This window comes from Paenarthrobacter sp. TYUT067, assembly GCF_023656375.1.
GTDB lineage: Bacteria > Actinomycetota > Actinomycetes > Actinomycetales > Micrococcaceae > Arthrobacter.
The window spans coordinates 21381-38232 of sequence record NZ_JAMOIT010000025.1 but is presented as its reverse complement, the minus strand read 5'-3'; the positions used below and the strand labels follow the sequence as shown (position 1 = coordinate 38232).

Annotated in this window: 14 protein-coding genes; 8 read left to right on the top strand and 6 right to left on the bottom strand. The window is 62.0% G+C overall.

The window, feature by feature from the left end:
* The first annotated feature begins 69 nt into the window (after positions 1 to 69).
* Genes MOD31_RS19420 through MOD31_RS19410 form a run of 3 tightly spaced genes read left to right on the top strand, consistent with a single transcriptional unit; the run spans position 70 to position 1633 of the window.
* Entirely contained in the window at positions 70 to 654 is a 585-nt protein-coding gene (locus MOD31_RS19420) for an RNA polymerase sigma factor (protein ID WP_238703312.1), read from the top strand.
* Positions 651 to 1286 carry an Asp23/Gls24 family envelope stress response protein gene (locus tag MOD31_RS19415; protein ID WP_142937521.1) on the top strand — a complete coding sequence of 212 codons (636 nt, stop codon included), beginning with the start codon at positions 651 to 653 and terminating at the stop codon, positions 1284 to 1286. The genes MOD31_RS19420 and MOD31_RS19415 overlap by 4 nt, the downstream gene beginning before the upstream one ends.
* Positions 1283 to 1633 carry a hypothetical protein gene (locus MOD31_RS19410; RefSeq protein ID WP_142937520.1) on the top strand — a complete coding sequence of 117 codons (351 nt, stop codon included), beginning with the start codon at positions 1283 to 1285 and terminating at the stop codon, positions 1631 to 1633. The genes MOD31_RS19415 and MOD31_RS19410 overlap by 4 nt, the downstream gene beginning before the upstream one ends.
* A 23-nt stretch (positions 1634 to 1656) precedes the next feature.
* Here the strand turns inward: MOD31_RS19410 and MOD31_RS19405 are convergent, their stop codons facing one another.
* A complete protein-coding gene (locus tag MOD31_RS19405) occupies positions 1657 to 4497 on the bottom strand; it encodes a glycoside hydrolase family 3 C-terminal domain-containing protein (protein WP_250821438.1) in 2841 nt (946 codons plus the stop codon).
* Positions 4498 to 4683: 186 nt separating this feature from the next.
* Here MOD31_RS19405 and MOD31_RS19400 point away from each other — a divergent pair, with 186 nt between their 5' ends.
* Genes MOD31_RS19400 through MOD31_RS19390 form a run of 3 tightly spaced genes read left to right on the top strand, consistent with a single transcriptional unit; the run spans position 4684 to position 8392 of the window.
* Positions 4684 to 6390 carry an extracellular solute-binding protein gene (locus tag MOD31_RS19400; protein ID WP_250821437.1) on the top strand — a complete coding sequence of 569 codons (1707 nt, stop codon included), beginning with the start codon at positions 4684 to 4686 and terminating at the stop codon, positions 6388 to 6390.
* An 11-nt stretch (positions 6391 to 6401) separates the two neighbouring features.
* Positions 6402 to 7472: a sugar ABC transporter permease gene (locus tag MOD31_RS19395; protein ID WP_166842520.1), complete on the top strand. Its 1071-nt coding sequence runs from the start codon at positions 6402 to 6404 to the stop codon at positions 7470 to 7472.
* Positions 7469 to 8392, top strand: coding sequence for a carbohydrate ABC transporter permease (locus tag MOD31_RS19390; protein WP_223941188.1), 924 nt, complete (start codon positions 7469 to 7471; stop codon positions 8390 to 8392). Before MOD31_RS19395 ends, MOD31_RS19390 begins: the two co-directional genes overlap by 4 nt.
* 7 nt (positions 8393 to 8399) lie before the next feature.
* On the opposite strand, the gene MOD31_RS19385 is transcribed toward MOD31_RS19390, so the two are convergent.
* Positions 8400 to 9425 (bottom strand): LacI family DNA-binding transcriptional regulator, encoded by a 1026-nt coding sequence (locus MOD31_RS19385; RefSeq protein ID WP_250821436.1) that lies wholly within the window; start codon positions 9423 to 9425, stop codon positions 8400 to 8402.
* Between the two features lie 25 nt (positions 9426 to 9450).
* Here MOD31_RS19385 and MOD31_RS19380 point away from each other — a divergent pair, with 25 nt between their 5' ends.
* Both MOD31_RS19380 and yicI read left to right on the top strand, forming a co-directional pair.
* The gene (locus tag MOD31_RS19380; RefSeq protein ID WP_250821435.1) at positions 9451 to 11523 is read left to right on the top strand and encodes a beta-galactosidase; all 2073 of its coding nucleotides are present in this window, start codon (positions 9451 to 9453) and stop codon (positions 11521 to 11523) included.
* A 6-nt stretch (positions 11524 to 11529) separates the two neighbouring features.
* Positions 11530 to 13707 carry an alpha-xylosidase gene (gene yicI / locus MOD31_RS19375; RefSeq protein ID WP_250821434.1) on the top strand — a complete coding sequence of 726 codons (2178 nt, stop codon included), beginning with the start codon at positions 11530 to 11532 and terminating at the stop codon, positions 13705 to 13707.
* 113 nt (positions 13708 to 13820) lie between these two features.
* On the opposite strand, the gene MOD31_RS19370 is transcribed toward yicI, so the two are convergent.
* The 4 genes from MOD31_RS19370 to MOD31_RS19355 form a co-directional block, all read right to left on the bottom strand.
* Entirely contained in the window at positions 13821 to 14318 is a 498-nt protein-coding gene (locus MOD31_RS19370; RefSeq protein WP_142937515.1) for a hypothetical protein, read from the bottom strand.
* Positions 14319 to 14396: 78 nt separating this feature from the next.
* Positions 14397 to 15302 (bottom strand): cation diffusion facilitator family transporter, encoded by a 906-nt coding sequence (locus tag MOD31_RS19365; protein WP_142937514.1) that lies wholly within the window; start codon positions 15300 to 15302, stop codon positions 14397 to 14399.
* Positions 15302 to 16399 (bottom strand): DUF998 domain-containing protein, encoded by a 1098-nt coding sequence (locus MOD31_RS19360; protein ID WP_250821433.1) that lies wholly within the window; start codon positions 16397 to 16399, stop codon positions 15302 to 15304. Before MOD31_RS19360 ends, MOD31_RS19365 begins: the two co-directional genes overlap by 1 nt.
* The gene (locus tag MOD31_RS19355) at positions 16396 to 16851 is read right to left on the bottom strand and encodes an STAS/SEC14 domain-containing protein (protein WP_165450158.1); all 456 of its coding nucleotides are present in this window, start codon (positions 16849 to 16851) and stop codon (positions 16396 to 16398) included. The genes MOD31_RS19360 and MOD31_RS19355 overlap by 4 nt, the downstream gene beginning before the upstream one ends.
* Between the last annotated feature and the right edge of the window lies 1 nt (position 16852).

Sequence of the window (16852 nt, the reverse complement as noted above, 5' to 3'; positions counted from 1 at the left end):
CGTCCCGCCACTGAGCATCATCAGGACCACCGAGACCTTGGACGACCATAGATGGGGAAGGCAGAAAACGTGACTGGTTCACCCGCAGCGCAGCACCAATTGGACCTGGTGCCCGATGCTCTGCTGGCCGGCCGGGCCGCAGACGGTGACACCGCAGCCTTCGAGGCACTGGCGCGGCGCCACGGCCCGTTGATGCGGGCCACGGCCCGGCGATTGACCGGCTCACAGGCCGACGCCGACGACGTCGTGCAGGAAACACTCGTCCAAGCCTGGAAGCAACTGGACAACCTCCGCGACCCCGCAGCAGTCAAGGGATGGTTGCTCAGGATTGTCGGCAGCCGCAGCATCGACCACCTCCGGAGACGCCGCAATCATGCAGGCCTCGACGCCGTGGAGAACCAGGTGGAACACGACGCCAAGCCGCAGGCAGCTGACCCCGAGCACAGCGCAGTTATCACCTCCCGCGTGGAGGCCCTAAAAGCGGCGCTCGCAAAGCTTCCCGAGGAACAACGGCGATGTTGGGTTCTTAAGGAATTCAATGACCAGAGCTACGAGGAGATCGCACTGACGTTGAATATCAGCCAAGCCAGTGTCCGCGGCCGCTTGGCCAGGGCACGGATCACCCTTGCGCGCATGATGGAGGAATGGCGATGAACACCCCCGAAGACTCCTTGGACTGCGGGCACAGCCTTGCCGAACTAAGCACTTATCTGGACACCGGAGAGATTGCAGATCCCGCCCATCTCCACTCATGCCCTGAATGCCAAGCTGGCCTGGCATCGTTGCGCCGGCTATCCCAACTGGGCAGCGAACTGCTGACGTCGGATCTGGCCGATGCAGGCTCGGGCCATGACGACTGGATGCAGTCCATCCTGGACAACCTCCGGCTGGAGCTGCGTCCAGGCAGGAGCATTCCCCTGCAGGCCGGGAACCCGAAGGACACCCTTTGGGAAACCGAGGGTTCAATCTCAGCACTCATCCGATCCGTGGCTGACGCCCTGCCTGGCACGGCCGCCGGCAAGTGCCGGTTGCATGGCGACGTCACCACACCAGGAGCCGGAATTACCGTGGACGTGGAGATAGCCGTGGTGTACGGACACCCCCTGGATGAACGTGCCGAAGAGCTGCGCCGTGAGTTGGCGCAGACGCTCGCCTTCCAAACGGAGCTAAACATCGAGACCATCAACATCACCGTGAGGGACGTTCTGGAACCGCCTTCCGCCGCAGACCAGGTTCCCTCTCCACCCACCAGCCCCGCACCCACCACTCGGGAGGATCAGCCATGACGGAACATCTGGAACCCGGGAGCATCCAATCCGCAGGTGCTTCACCCGCAGTGGCGGAGGAACTGCTCGGTGTCATCCAAGGAGTGGAGGGAGTTTCTGCCGTATATCCGGCCCAGCCCTTATGGCAGTCGATAGCGGGTGCGGCCATGGCTGCCGTGACCGGGGAGATTCTTCCCTTGGTCTCCGTCACCGGCGATGGAGACGCGCTCGCAGTCAAGGCCCGGATTGGCGTAGGCACCCTTCGCCCCGCACCCAGCGTGGCCCGCGAAGTAGCCGGCGCGGTCCGCACGCACCTGCTCCCCCGGGATGCCGCCGTCGAGGTATACGTGGTCAAGGTAGGACCCTGACCGTCTTCTCATCCACCCGGCGCTTAGGTTACCTGTAACTGCTGGACGGTTATGGCCCCTTTGAGTACCAGCCGAAGCGTCCCGCTCGCGGTCCAAGCCGGGAGAACGGAGGGGTCGACGTCGATTCCAACCTCGCCGCTGTAACCCTCCTTCAGTTGGCACTGGCCAAGATCGAGCCAGGTGTCGGCTGGCCCGGAGGTCTGCACGCTGATGCTGCAGTCACCAAAGCCCTTCCCTGTCCTGGCGGACAAGACCTCACAGTTGACTGCAGTTATTGGCAGGCCGTCCCACTTGCGGTAAACCGCCCATGCAGGTTCGAAGGGATCTGCTGGAGTGATCGCTGTACCCGAGAGGGGCTGAGAGGGCACCAGGTCAATGTTTGATTTCGTGTCGTAAAGCCGCGCCGGCACCCACGTCCCTGCTATCCGCCGGGAACGCTGTCCGCGATCCGGGACCTGAATGGCCACGCTCACTGGCAGCCTCTGGGCGGAAGAGCCCACCAGGATCCGGTACTCCCCGGGTTCCACCACCATGGCCTCCGCGACGGTACTGAACGTGGCCAACCGTTCCACAGGGATGCGCAGGGTGGCCGTTATGCGAGCGCCTGGAGCCAGTTCAACCCGCCGGTGGGCAACTAAAAGCCGCCGCGGAAAGTGGTCCTGATGGGTGGGAGCTGAGGCGTAGGCCTGCACCAACTCGTGGGCCACCCGATCTCCCTGGTTGGTGAGGGTGACGTCCACGCCGATGGTTTTGCTGGCAGGGTCGCTGCTGACAACGGCATTCGTGTACTGGACATCTCCATAGCTGAGGCCGTGACCCAGCGGATAGAGCGGCTCCGCACGCGTGTACAGGTACGTGGATTCGGATCCGATGATGTCGTAGTCAAGAATGTCCGGCAGGTCCCGGTCCCGGGCGAACCACGTTTGCGGGAGGCGTCCCGTGGGTTCGGCGTCTCCGCTGAGCACGTCCACCACCCCCGGACCCAGTTCCTGGCCCCCGTGCGATGTCCAGGCGATAGCGGGGAGATCGGCCAAATCACCCAGTGCATAGGGATAAGAGGAGACAACAAGCAGGATGGTTTTGGGATTCGCATCCTGCACGATCCTGACGAGTTCCTGCTCGGACTGCGGCAGGTCCAAGGATTCCCGATCCTGGGTTTCCCTCCCGCCAAGGTGGGGATCGTTGCCTACTACTACCACTGCCACATCTGATGAAGCGGCCGCAGCATGCGCTGCATGGTGCCCGGATTTGATGGTTCTGATCACAAAGCGATCAGCGGCGGCTTCCACCCCGGAGGCCAGCACCAAACTCCCTGTCCCTGACTCGACGCGCACCCATTGGGAGGAGGCAACGTGCTGGATGGCAACGGTTCCGTCGTGGGAATGCACCAGGCGGAAGGTTTCCTGCACCACCCACCCTCCGATTCGATCCGCCGAAGCCCTGAGGTAGTTGTCGGTGCCGGCTGCGACAAAACGCCCGGTCAAACTTGACTGAAGACTGAACTCGCCGCTCCCCCAGTCCTTCAGCGTGAAGTGTTCCCCAACAGCTGGTGAGGTTGTGTCCGCGACCAGGACGCCGCCGTCGTCGTCGGTGGTTTCCGACGGCGACGGCAGCCCCAGGTAGGTGCCTGTACGGACGCTTCGCAGGGTTATAACGTCCAGGCCGTCCTCAGCTATGACGTCCTGGTAACGCCGGGAAAGAGCCTCTGCTATGCCACACTCGTTCTGCAAGGTGCCGCTGTACCAGTCACTCAGGACGCGCTGGCCCAAGGTTCCAATGACGGCAATGGACCCAGGGTTGTTCCCCAGTGGGAGCAGGTGGGGATCCGGCTGATTACGCAGCAAGACCACGGACTTCCGGGCAGCTTCGCGGGCCAGGGCCACGGTTGCAGCCGCATCGCTCTCCCCTGCGCTGGTCGAAGAAGAGCCGTGATGGTCGCCGAATTCTCCCGTCCTGGCGCGGAGCGTGAGGAGCCTGAGCACGCTTCGGTCAAGGTCATCCACCGTCAGCAGGCCCCGTTCCAAGGCGTCCTCAAGGTAAGACACTGACGGGCCCGGGTTGTCGCCGTCGTCAGTGAAGTTATCCACCCCTGCCTTGAGCGCGGCAGCGTAGGCGGACGCGCCGTCGGGAAAGTACTTCTCGGCGCGGAAGAGTGCGGAGGGCGCACCTGCGTCACTCACCACAACCACCGAGCCGCCGTTGGTCCATGTCCGCAGATGCTTGTTGACCAGGTCCGAGACGTGGGCCGGGCGTCCGTTGACCAGGTTATAGGAGAGCATTACCGCTCCAGCTACGCCGTCCTCGATGGGTTGCCGATATGCCGGCAACTCGTATTCGTGCAGGACCCTGTCGCTGAGGTTGCTGGAGGTGAGGCTGCGATCGTGCTCGTTGTTATAGCCAAGGAAATGCTTCAAGGTGGGCACCGTCAACCAGGTCCCGGCATCGGCTCCTTTGAGTCCTGCGCAAAAGGCGCTGGCAGCGCGGGCAGTCAGGTGCGGGTCCTCGGAAAAGCCTTCCTCGTTCCTCCCCCATAGCGGGTGTCGCAGCGGGTTGACCACGGGGGCCCACACGTTGAGGCTGACGCTGGGGTCCATTTCCTTTTTTGCCTTGACCTCGCGCCCTATGGCTTCGCCCACCCGGGTGATGAGGTCCTCGTCCCATGTTGCAGCCAACCCTACGGGCTGCGGGAAGACGGTTGCCGGTCCAAGCCACGCCACACCATGGGCAGCTTCGGTGCCTGTCCTGAAAGGTGCCAGGGCAAGCTCGGGAACCGCGGGGGCATGCTGATGGAGCATGGCGATCTTTTGCTCCAGCGTCAGGAGGCGGAGCAGGTGTTGCGCTGCCTGGACATGGCTTTTAGTCACGAAGAGTGTCCTGTCATTGACTGTTGAATCGCTTCTACGAATGGGCGTCGAACTTCAGTGTTCCATCAGCTCACTGTGATGTGCAACACCCAAACCATTGCGTCAAAGTCAGCGAATAGCCTAGGGTGGACGCAATCGAAGCGTTTCGACAGTTCTTGCAATGAATTCATCACAAAGGAGTGTTTCATGCTTGGTTCCAACACGCCGCCGTTTAAGACTTTCCGGGAAAAACGCTCGGAAGCACCACCTCGCGGAACGGGGGCAATCAACGTCAACCGCCGGTCCTTCCTGGGCGTCCTTGGCGGCGCGGTATTTCTGGCAGCTGCACCGTCAGCCCTCACAGCCTGCAGCCCGGGAGCGTCCGCACCCCTTGCCACAACTTCCGGTGGTCTGGCCGAGGCAGTCGCCAAACTGGTCCCGAGCTACATTCCGCTGGATCTGGTGAAGCCGGACATTCCCTCAGTCAAGGGATCCACCCCCGGATTTACCACGCTCCCGGCCACCCTGGTTAAGTCCGTGAAGGACACGCCCGGCAAGGGAGGCACCTATACAGCCATGACACCTGCATGGTGGGCAATCCCGCCGTCCCTGCCGGAGAACAGCTACTACAAAGCCGTGAATGCCGAGCTCGGAACCACCATCAACTTCCAGGTCAACGACGGCAATAGTTATGCAGACAAGATTCAAACCGTCCTCGCCTCGCCCAAGGACGTCCCGGATTGGGTAGTCATACCCTCCTGGAACCTGCCGCCGCGATTCGGTCAGGCGGCCAAGGGCATCTTCACCGACCTGTCAGAGTTCCTGGCCGGGGACAAAGTGAAGAAATACCCCAACCTTGCCAACATCCCCACTGCCTCGTGGAAACTGGGCTGCTTCGATGGCGGCCTCTACGGACTTCCCTACCCCGGCGCCCTGATCTCCGACGCCATCTTCTACCGGGCAGACATCTTCGAGCAGCTGGGAGTGGAACCGCCAAAGTCTGCCGACGACTACCTCAAGGTGGCCAAGCAGCTGACGGATCCCGCCAAGAACCGCTGGGGTTCGGAGGACGTGTGGAACGGCGCCCAGATCATTCACGGAGTGGTTCCCAAATGGAAGCGAGTGGACGGAAAGCTCCAGAACAAATTCGAAACGGACGAATACCGCGCTGCGTTGGAGTGGACTGCCAAGCTCTTCGCGGACGGTTCGGTGCACCCGGACGCCGTGGCCGGCAACGCCCAGCAATCCAAGCAGCGCTTCGAGTCCGGCGCATCGCTCATGGCATCGGACGGCGTAGGTGGCTGGCACGAAGCACTGGCCCGGGTCCTGCCCTCCAACCCGGGTTTCAAAATGCTCCCCATGGACTACTTCGCACCCGACGGCGGGGCGCCCACCCTGTTCCGTGCCCAGCCGGCAGCAATCTTCAGCTTCATCAAGAAAACCGATGACCCCGCCAAGGTGGAGGAGCTGCTCGCATTGGCCAACTTCATTGCTGCCCCCTTTGGAACACAGGAAAACCGGCTGATCACCAGCGGCGTGGAAGGCGTGCACTACACCAAGGACTCCCAGGGCATCCCCAAAATGACTGAAAAGGGAAGCCAGGAAGTTACCAGTACTTACGCCTTCCTTGTGGCGGGCCCGATCGTCAATTCCATGGTCCAGTACCCGGGACTCGTAGAAGCCCAGTCCGGATGGGAGGCCCGCCAGGCACCCCATGTGACGGAGGATGCTTTCTTCGGTATGCAGATTGAGGAACCCACCAAGTTCGCCTCATTGGGTAAGCCCTTCAACGACCTCGCCAAAGACATCGTCCGGGGCCGCAAGAGCATTAAGGACCTGGACAGCGAAGTGGCCTCCTGGCGGAGCAAGGGTGGAGACGAACTGCGCGACTTCTACGCCGGCTTCCTGGCCTAGGACGGCACTCCATGACTATCGAAACCGAAAAACCCTCGCCTTCAGCGGGAGGCGATAAAACGGCAGCCCACAGCAGCGGGTCAGCCAGGGAACCCCAGACCGGCAAGAAATCACAGACCGACAAGAAATCACGGGCCGGAAAGCGCCTGCAGGAGCAGGTGTCCGGACGACCCCGGGCCGGCAGGCTGGCCCGATTCAAGCGCGACCGGTCCTTGGTGTTCATGGCCTTGCCCGCGGTCCTCCTATTGGCCGTATTCGCCTACCTCCCCATGCTCGGTAACGTGGTGGCGTTCCAGGATTACTCCCCCTTCATAGGCTTCGCCGACAGCCCATGGGTTGGCCTGGATAACTTCTCCAGGGTCTTTGGCGATCCCGATTTCTGGATGGCCGTCAAAAACACCCTGGTCATCACTGCCTTTCAGCTGGTCTTCTTCTTTCCCATTCCCATCGCTCTGGCCATTCTGCTGAATTCGCTGATCAACCCCAGGCTGCGCGCAGCCATCCAGGCCGTGGTGTACCTGCCACACTTCTTCTCGTGGGTTTTGGTGGTCTCGGTATTCCAGCAAATCTTCGGCGGCGCCGGCCTGTTGAACCAGTCCCTGCGCGCCAACGGCTGGGAGGCCGTTGACGTCATGACCAACCCGGATACCTTTCTCTTCCTGATCACCTCCCAAGCCATCTGGAAGGACGCCGGGTGGGGCATCATCGTGTTCCTCGCTGCGCTGAGCGCCATTGATCCCGCCCAATACGAGGCGGCTGCAGTGGACGGCGCGGGCCCGTGGAAGCGCATGTGGCACGTCACCCTGCCGGGGCTCCGAAGCGTGATCGTCCTGCTGTTGATCCTGAGGCTGGGAGATTCCCTGTCCGTGGGCTTTGAGCAACTCATCCTTCAGCGGGACGCCGTGGGTGCCGAAGCAGCGGAGGTACTGGACACGTTCGTCTACTACACCGGCGTGCAGAACGGCGATTGGAGTTATGCAGCCGCGGCCGGCCTCATCAAAGGCGTTATCAGCCTGGCCCTGATCCTTGCGGCGAACAAAGTCGCCCACATATTTGGCGAGAGCGGTGTGTATTCAAAATGAGCATCCTGGTCAGAAATACCAGAAAACCGGACAGCATCTCCCAACGCGCAGCCTGGGAGGAGGAACCCGGCGTAGTGGCGAAGGCCGGGAAGTTCCTGATCCTCGGCGCTGTGGTCCTGGCCGTGCTGGGGCCGCTGTACACCATTGTGCTGACCAGCGTTTCTTCCCAGGCCACCATCACGCAAGCCGGTGGTTTGGTGTTGATCCCGGGGGAAATCACCTTTGCCGCGTATCAACAGATCCTCAGCGGCGGGGTGGTCACCAGGGCCGTCCTGGTCAGTGTGGGCGTCACAGCGACGGGAACGGCATTGAGCATGGTGGTTTCGGTGCTGTGCGCCTATGGGTTGTCGCGTCCGGGCTCGTTCGCACACACACCCATCCTGTTCACGCTGCTGATCACCATGTTCTTCAGCGCGGGAATCATTCCGGCCTATCTGCTGGTGTCCAGCCTGGGCCTGATCAACACATACTGGGCGCTGATCCTGCCCAGCTGTATCTCCGTTTTCAACATCATCATCCTCCGCGGGTTCTTCATGGGCATTGACCGCGGCATCCTGGACAGCGCGCGCATGGACGGCGCCAGCGACTGGCGGACGCTCACGCAGATTGTGCTGCCCATGTCCAAAGCTGTCACCGCCGTCATTGCCCTCTTCTATGGGGTTGGCTATTGGAACGCTTTCTTCAACGCCGTCCTCTACATCAACGACAGCGCCATGAATCCGCTCCAGGTGGTGCTGCGTTCCTACGTCCTTCAGGGCGTGACGGTGCCTGGGCAGATCGACGTGGGACAGGGCGCAGCTGCTTCGCCGGCACTTCAAATGGCCGTCATTGTGCTGGCCATGGTGCCGATCCTGCTTGTTTATCCGTTTGTTCAGAAGCACTTCACCAAGGGCGTCATGATCGGTGCGGTCAAGGGATGACTGGGGTTCAGGGAGCTTCGGCCGTTGTCTCGCCCGGCGTCAAGGATGGCGCAATAAGCCTCAGTTCTGCGGGCTTGTCACGGCTCAGCCGATCCATCACCATTTCCACTGCGGACCGCCCAATGTCCATGGCCGGAATGGATACGGCGGTCCACGGGCGGGCTGCCGCTTTGGCTACATCTGCCGGCGCAATGACAACCACTGAGATGTCCTTGGGAATGGCCAGGCCCCGGAGTGAAAGCTCTTCCCGGAGCATGGGAAGCAGGGCCTCGTTGTGCACCACCAGCGCAGTGGCCGGATGTTTTCCGGTGAAGATGGCGTCCAGGGACTCTGCCAGCTGCGGGGAATCCGCCTCACATGCCACGGCCCGGCCGGTGGCGCCAAAACTGTTTGTGGCGTCGGTGAACCCCTGCAAGGCGCGGTCTGCATACGTGGCGTGGCGTTTCAGGGAGGCAGGCGGTGAGCCGATGAACGTGATGCTTCGGTGCCCCAGGTCCCAGAGATGGCGGACCGCCAGCCGGGAGGCGCCGGAGAAATCGAAGTCCACACAGCTCAGCCCCCGCGGCTCGTCCGGCATGCCGATCAGGACCGCTGGCTTCTGCAAACGGGCCAGGACGGGAATACGGGGATCGCGGGCTTCGATGTCCATCATCAACAACCCGTCCACCATCGATTGCGAAGTGACTCGTTCGATGCTTCCGGGGTCGTCCTGCGTCAACAGCAGGACATCCTGGTTGAAGGTCCGGGCAGTGGTTACCACGGCGGTCACGAACTGCATCACCACGCCAACGTTCACGTCCGGCCGGAGCGGAACCACCAATCCCAAAACGTTGGACCGGCTTGAGGCCAAGGCCCGGGCGCTGGACCGGGGACTGTAATTCAACCGCGCCATGGCGGCCTCAACGACGTCGCGTGTTTCTTTCGAAATAGTCCGCTTACCACTCATCACATAAGACACCGTGCTGGTGGATACCCCGGCCTCCCGGGCGACATCGGTGATGGTCGCACTTGTTGAAGCCCTTCGATTATCCATAGCCACCATTTAACCAAGGAAAACAATGCAACTCCGTAGCCACGGCCTGAAAAACGTGACTGATGGGACCGGCCTGCTCTTCGGCGCGGACTACAACCCCGAACAATGGCCGGAAGAGACCTGGCCGGAAGACATAGCCCTCATGAAGCGGGCAGGCATCAACATAGTGACCGTTGGGGTGTTCAGCTGGGCCCGGCTCCAGCCCGAAGAAGGGCAGTGGAACTTCGGCTGGCTGGACCGTCTCCTGGACTTGCTGGCTGACAACGGAATCCGTGTTTGCCTGGCAACACCCACCGCTTCCCCGCCCCCATGGCTGGGCCACCAACACCCTGATTCGCTCCCCACCACCGCGGACGGCACCACGCTCTGGTACGGCTCCAGGAACCAGTTTTCGCCGTCATCCTCCGCCTACCGTGCAGCGGCGTTGGCCGTCACCTCCCGGCTCGCCGCGCGCTACGCGGCCCACCCAGCCGTTGCCATGTGGCATGTGGGCAACGAGCTAGGTCAAATCAGTTACGACGACGAAACGGCCGTGGCGTTCAGGTCATGGCTGCTGCGCCGCTACGGATCCCTCGACGCCGTCAACTCGGCGTGGGGGACGGCTTTCTGGAGTCAGGGCTACGGCAGTTGGGAAGAGATCCTTCCGCCGCGTGCCGCGCCGTACATGCATAATCCCACCCAGGTCCTCGACTTCCACCGGTTCACCTCAGAGGCTCTCCTCGAGTTGTTCGTGGCGGAACGTGATGTGATCCGAAACCATGCCGAGCAGCCGGTCACCACCAACCTGATGGGCTTCTTCCGGGGTGCTGACTACTTTCGTTTTGCGCAGGAAACAGACTTCATTGGCAACAACCACTACGTTGATCCGGCAGAGCCGCAATCTTGGGAAACCGCAGCGCTCACCCACGATCTTTGCCGGGGCCTGGCCGGGGGTGCGCCGTGGATGCTGATGGAGTCGGCAACCTCGGCGGTCAGTTGGCGCGGTCACAACGTGCCCAAGGACCCGGGCGCCCTCCGCGTGGACTCACTGGCAGCTGTCGCACGGGGCTCCGATGCCGTGTGCTACTTCCAATTCCGCCAGTCCGCCTTCGGAGCCGAACGCTTCCACTCCGCAATGGTTCCCCTTGCGGGAGCAGACACCAGGGTGTTCCGCGAAGTTTGTACCCTGGGTTCAGACCTTCAAGAGCTTCGCCTTCTGGCAGGCACCCCTGCTCACGCCCGGATTGCAGTCTTGTTCGACTGGGACAGTTGGTGGGCTTCGGAATCACCGGACCGCCCCAGCAACCGGCTGGGTGTCATGGACCAGATGCTCGCGTATTACCGGCCCCTGCTCCGGCGCGGGCACTGCGTGGAAGTCATCCACCCCTCAAGCCGCCTGGGACGTTACGATCTGGTGCTGGCACCGAGCCTGTTCCTGCTGACCGAAAAGGACGCTGAAGCACTGGACGCGTGGGTACGCGCGGGGGGCACCGCCGTCGTAGGTCCCTTTAGTGGAGTGGCCGATGCCAACGGCCATCTTCGGAACGGCCGCCACCCGGCAGTGCTCGCGGACCTGCTGGGAGTGACAGGGGAAGAGTGGCGCCCGTTAGCCAGCCCGGTGCGCCTGGCATTCGGCCAGGGCGTCGCGATGGACGCAGAGGCGCTCAGCTGGTCCGAGGACCTCCGCATCCACTCAGGCAGCGCCTCACCCGTGGCGTCCTTCGCCGCCGGCCCATTGTCCGACCAGCCGGCGGTGGTGCGTAACAACCACGGCAAGGGGTGGAGCTGGTATGCCGGAGCCGACCTGCCCGAGGACGCCGTGGATGTGGTGGTCGAGGGCGCGCTACGGGATGCAGGAATCGCCTCTGTGGTGGCCGGGAAACTGCCGGCCGACGTCGAACTCGTCCAGCGCGGCGACTACCTTTTCCTGCTCAACCATGGGGACGGGAGCCGCCACATAGAACTCAACCAGCACATGAGAGCCAACGGACCCTCCATAGACATGCTCACAGGCACCAGCCACGAGGCGGAACTGACGCTTCCTCCCTACGGAGTCCTGGTCCTGAAATGCGGCCCGACTACCCAAAACCCGCACTCGCCACAAAAGAACGGAAACTGAGTCACCATGAAATTCACTGACGGATATTGGCTCTACCGCAAGGGCTTTTCCGCCCTGCGCCCGCAAGACGTCTCTGATGTGGTGGTCAATGAAGATGCCTTGACGGTTTACGCCCCTACCAAGCGCATCGCCACCCGCGGGGACGCGTTGAACCTTCCCCAGATCACCGTCACTTTCGACGCCCCGATGCCCGACGTGATCGGGGTGACCATTGAGCATTTCCAAGGCGGTTTGGACAAGGGGCCCAGGTTCGAGGTCAAGCACGACGGCGCCGCACCAACCTTCCGGGTCGATGAAGACTCCGCGCACATCACCTCGGGAGGCCTCACGGCCACAATCAACACCCGTGGGGACTGGGGCGTCGATTTCTTCGGCGACGGCCGCTTACTGACCAGTTCCACGCCCAGAAGTGTAGGGGTCATTACGGACGATCAGGGGCGGACCTTCGTCCATGAGCAACTCAGTCTGGGTGTTGGGACCAACATTTATGGATTGGGCGAGCGCTTCGGCGCCTTCGTCAAGAACGGTCAATCCGTGGATATCTGGAATGAGGATGGCGGAACGTCCAGCGATCTTGCCTACAAGAACGTCCCATTCTTCATGACCAATGACGGCTATGGCGTGTTCGTGAACCACCCGGAGTTGGTTTCGTTCGAAGTTGGCTCGGAGGTGGTCTCCAGGACCCAGTTCAGCGTGGAGGGCCAGAGGCTGCAGTACTACATCATCCATGGGCCCTCCCCCAAGGACATCATCCGCCGGTACACCGAACTGACGGGCCGGCCGTCCCGAATCCCGGCATGGTCCTACGGTTTGTGGCTGTCCACGTCATTCACCACGGACTATGACGAGAAAACAGTGACCTCGTTCATTGACGGAATGGAGCAGCGGAAACTTCCGTTATCGGTGTTCCATTTTGACTGCCATTGGATGCGTTCCTTCCATTGGAGCGACTTCATCTGGGATCCGGCCACGTTCCCTGACCCTGAGGGAATGCTTCAACGCCTGCATGATCGTGGACTCAAGGTCTGTGTGTGGATCAACCCCTACATCGCCCAACGTTCACATCTCTTCCGTGAGGGTGCCGATCTGGGCTACCTGGTGAAGCGTCCGGATGGTTCGGTGTGGCAGTGGGACATGTGGCAGGCGGGCATGGGTCTTGTGGACTTCACCAACGCCGATGCGGTGCGCTGGTATCAGGACAAGCTGCGGGTGCTGCTGGACCAGGGGGTTGACTCCTTCAAAACGGACTTCGGCGAGCGCATTCCCACCGATGTTGCCTGGCACGACGGCTCTGATCCGCAGAAGATGCACAACTACTACTCCCAGCTGTACAACCGCGCGGTCTTTGATCTGCTGAAGAAAGAACTGGGCGAAGGTGAAGCCGTAGTGTTCGCCCGTTCCGCAACTGCCGGCGGCCAGACCATGCCGGTGCACTGGGGCGGAGATTGCGAATCTACGTTTGCGGCCATGGCAGAGTCGTTGCGCGGCGGCCTTTCCCTTGCGGCCTCCGGATTTTCGTTCTGGAGCCACGACATTGGAGGCTTCGAGGGGACGCCTGAACCGGAAATCTTCAAACGCTGGATCGCTTTCGGACTCCTTTCCTCCCATTCGCGACTCCATGGCTCCAATTCCTACCGCGTTCCCTGGCTGGTGGACGAGGAGTCCGTGGAGGTTCTCCGACACTTCACCGAGCAGAAAATGCGTCTGATGCCCTATTTGCAGATGGCGGCAGAAGAAGCATATTCGCAAGGCATTCCGCTGATGCGCCCCATGTTCCTGGAGTTCCCGGAGGACCCCGGCTGCGCACCTTTGGACCGGCAGTACATGCTGGGGCCGGATCTCCTGGTTGCTCCGGTCATGAATCCGGGCGGCGAGGTTTCCTTCTATCTTCCCGAGGGCACATGGACGCATCTTCAGACGGGAGAAACCCTGAACGGTCCGCGCTGGCATCACAAGGCGTACACCGTGATGGACGCGGCGGTGTGGGTACGGGAGGCCGCTGTCATTCCGATCGGCACGGTATCCAACCGACCCGACTACGACTGGGGCCAAGACGTGGAATTCCACGCCTTCGCGGCCCCCGACGGTCTTGAGCGCAGAGTGCGGGTGCCTTCGCCGGATGGAAGCAGCAGGGTTTTCACGGTGCGTGTTCAGGACGGAAAAGTCACGGCAACGCTCCTCTGACGGACAGCCTGCACCGTTTCGGATTCGCTGCGGCACCGCAGCGGCACCGCAGCAAACGTACGACGGCGACCTCCCGCCGTCGTACGTTTGCTGCTGATAACCGGTGACCGGCTTTAGCGCGCATCCTTCTTGGCTTGGCGCTGGGCACCTTGGGACCGGCTGGAGGCGTCGCGTTTCACGCCGCCGGTCGTCTTCTGGTGGGACCGGCTCCGTCCGGGACCGGTTCCTGACCTGGCACCGGCACCCACGGAATCCGGCCCCGTTGACTTCCCGGCACTGGCGCGTTCCAGGCGCTCATGCTTGAGGGCTTCGGCGGCTTCGTGAGCTACACGGGCGAGTTCGTTGCTCACGATCGAAAGGGCTTCCTCGAACACGAAGGCCCGTGCCCTGGCTTTGTCCGATTTGTTGGAAGCAGCTCCGCGCCCGCCGGCCTCCAAGACCTCGTCAGCGGCTTTACGCCGGTAATTGGTGGTGTATTTGTTGCGGGCCCGCCGCACCCGTTTGTGCAACTTCAGCAGGCCGTCCTCGTCAAGGAGTTCGAGCCTGGCCGGCTCCAACTCCCGAATCAAATCCAGTTGATCTTCCTTCAACACCCACAGATATTGGTCCATTGGCCGATACTTGCATACCTCAATGACGGGGGAAAGAGGTTATCGAGTTATCACTCGAAGCGGGCGAGGACTCTGTGATTATTCGAAGAGATCCGGGGCTGCCGTCAGCGCAACGTAGGCCCACACATCAAGGCCGAGGGGCTCCAGTGCTTTGACAACCGCCCGCCGGACGGCGTCTTCCTCGCCCACGTTCCAGTCAGTTCCCGCCACCACGAAATCTACTTCCACGTAGAGCTTTCGCCCCACTTTTCCGGATCGAATAAGCGGTTTTTGCAGCCCGAATTCTTGCCGCACGGCCTGAACTGCATCAGTGATGGCTGCGTCCAGTTCCTTGGACGGTGCACCTTCGAGGAGTTCGTTCAAACCGGTCCGGATCAGTCCCACGGGAATGTAGGCCAGGATCAGGCAGGCAACAAGCACCAGGACCGGATCAACGTAGAGGGCAACATCGTCCAGGCCAAGGCCCTGCAGGACCAACGCCACCACAGCACCCAGTACCATCATGACGCTCAGGATTGCCCCGGCGCGCCACTGCGCAATTTCTGCAACCACCAGATCCGAATCAGGTGCCGCCCGCCCCATCCACCAGACAAGCGCGAACCCAATCGCCGCGGTGATGACCCCATAAACAGCAATAATGGCGGCGCTGACCGGAGAACCGCCGTCGCGAATGATTACCACAGCGTCACCTGCCGCGACCAGCAGCGTTCCGGCCACCGCCAGGCCCTGGATGAGCACCACCAACGGGGTGAAGGCATCCCGTCCGAAAGGGAAGCGACGTGTGGGTCCGCCTGCGGACGCAGACGACGCTTTCAAGGAGATCGCTGTAAGTATCAACCCGATCCCCATGTAGGCACCGTCGAACACAATGATCCTTGTCCCGCTGAGGACCCCCAGCATGATGGCCCCGGCCGCCGAGCCAACGGACACCCACAACGAAATCCCCAGGGCCCTCCGCTCTGCCCCCACCTCTCCGGCCGACATCAGTTGCTACCCGTGGCGAGGGCGTCCAGCAGACGGATGAACACGGCGATCCAGCCGTAGATGATCACAAAAGCGACCAGCTCAAAAGCGGTCAGGTTGAAATAGCCCACCGGGAAGAACAGCACGAGCGAGACGATCAGGGCGGCCAGAAAGCCCCCGCACACCAAGAAGAAGCGGCCCGGCAGCCCCCTCAGAATGAACGGGGAGGCCAGTAGCAGCAGAATGAAGACCACGGCCATACCTGAAGCAAACAGCGTATGGATCAGGAAACTGACGGATAGCGGCACAACCCCTACGCCGGCCAGCAGCAGTCCCATGGCAACGAACGCGCCGGAGCAGAGGCCCGCACTCCACCGGTGCACCAGCACACCGCGCGCGATCAGCGACTTCAGATCCCGGTCCAGGTACACGGCGAACGTGGTGATGAAGAAGCCCGCAACGATCAACGACAGGTTGAACAGGCCACTGGACGCCCCGCCCAGTGTGCCGAGCTGGCTGAAATGGTACTCCCACCATTTGGGATCCTGCGACGTCGCCATGCTCGCCACAATGCTCATGACCATGAACAGGACCAGCAGCCCTGACAGTTTCCGGGTGCTGATGTCCGCCACGGAAAGGTAAATCCAGTAGACGGCAAGACCGGAGGCCACCGCCATCCCCACTGTCGCCGCATAGATGTCCACGGTGAGGCCTTGGAAGCTGCGTTGCAACAACAGGAACGAGGAAACGGTGGCGATCGCTGCGATCAGCGCGTGGACCAAGGCAACAGTGGACGCATCCACGATGAACTTCCAGGGAGGCAGGCCCAGCCGCCAGTGCTGGTCCGGAAGGTACCGCGAGCGCCAGTAGCCAATGTACGCCGCAGCCATCCCGAGCACCAGAATGGCACCCGCGGAGATGAGGCCCAGGGAAACGCCACCCCACAAGGGCGGCGTCCGGCCAAAGAAGATCACCAATGCTGCCAGGCCTGCCACCACCGCCGCGGAGGATGCGGCCAGGAGCGCCTCGGATTCGGTTGCCATCCGGTTCTGCGGGGCTGGGTGGACGGGTGACGGCGTTTCAGAGGTGCTTCTTCTCGCTGCTGCCGGTTGGGTCATAGTGCGGCTCCTCCCAAAGAACCTGAACCGCCCTTCCGCTGATCCATGGCATGCTGAGCCGTGGCATTTCGATGAGCAGTTTGCTGCTCCGGTTCCACGAGCCACGCCATGGCTTCGGCCTCGGAGGAAAAGAACCGGGTGGGGCAGGGTGCCGGTTGGGCGGCCAGCTGATAATCCACCAGCATTCGGTCAACCGCGTTTTCGCCCAGCAACGCGATCCTGGATGCCGCGCAGGGCTCTACGAAAACGTCCCGCGCGGCCCGGCTCAAATGGCTCGTTTTAGCCATTCTGACCAGCAGGGGGTAGCGATTACCGGCAGCGAACTCGTTGACCGCGTCTACGGCTGCCCGGGCATTCTCGGCTTCGATCCGGGCTCCCGGAGCCCACGCCAATGACAGGACATTGTCCGGCTCAAGCTGGAGCGTGTAATCGACGTGGTTCGCCTCAGCCATA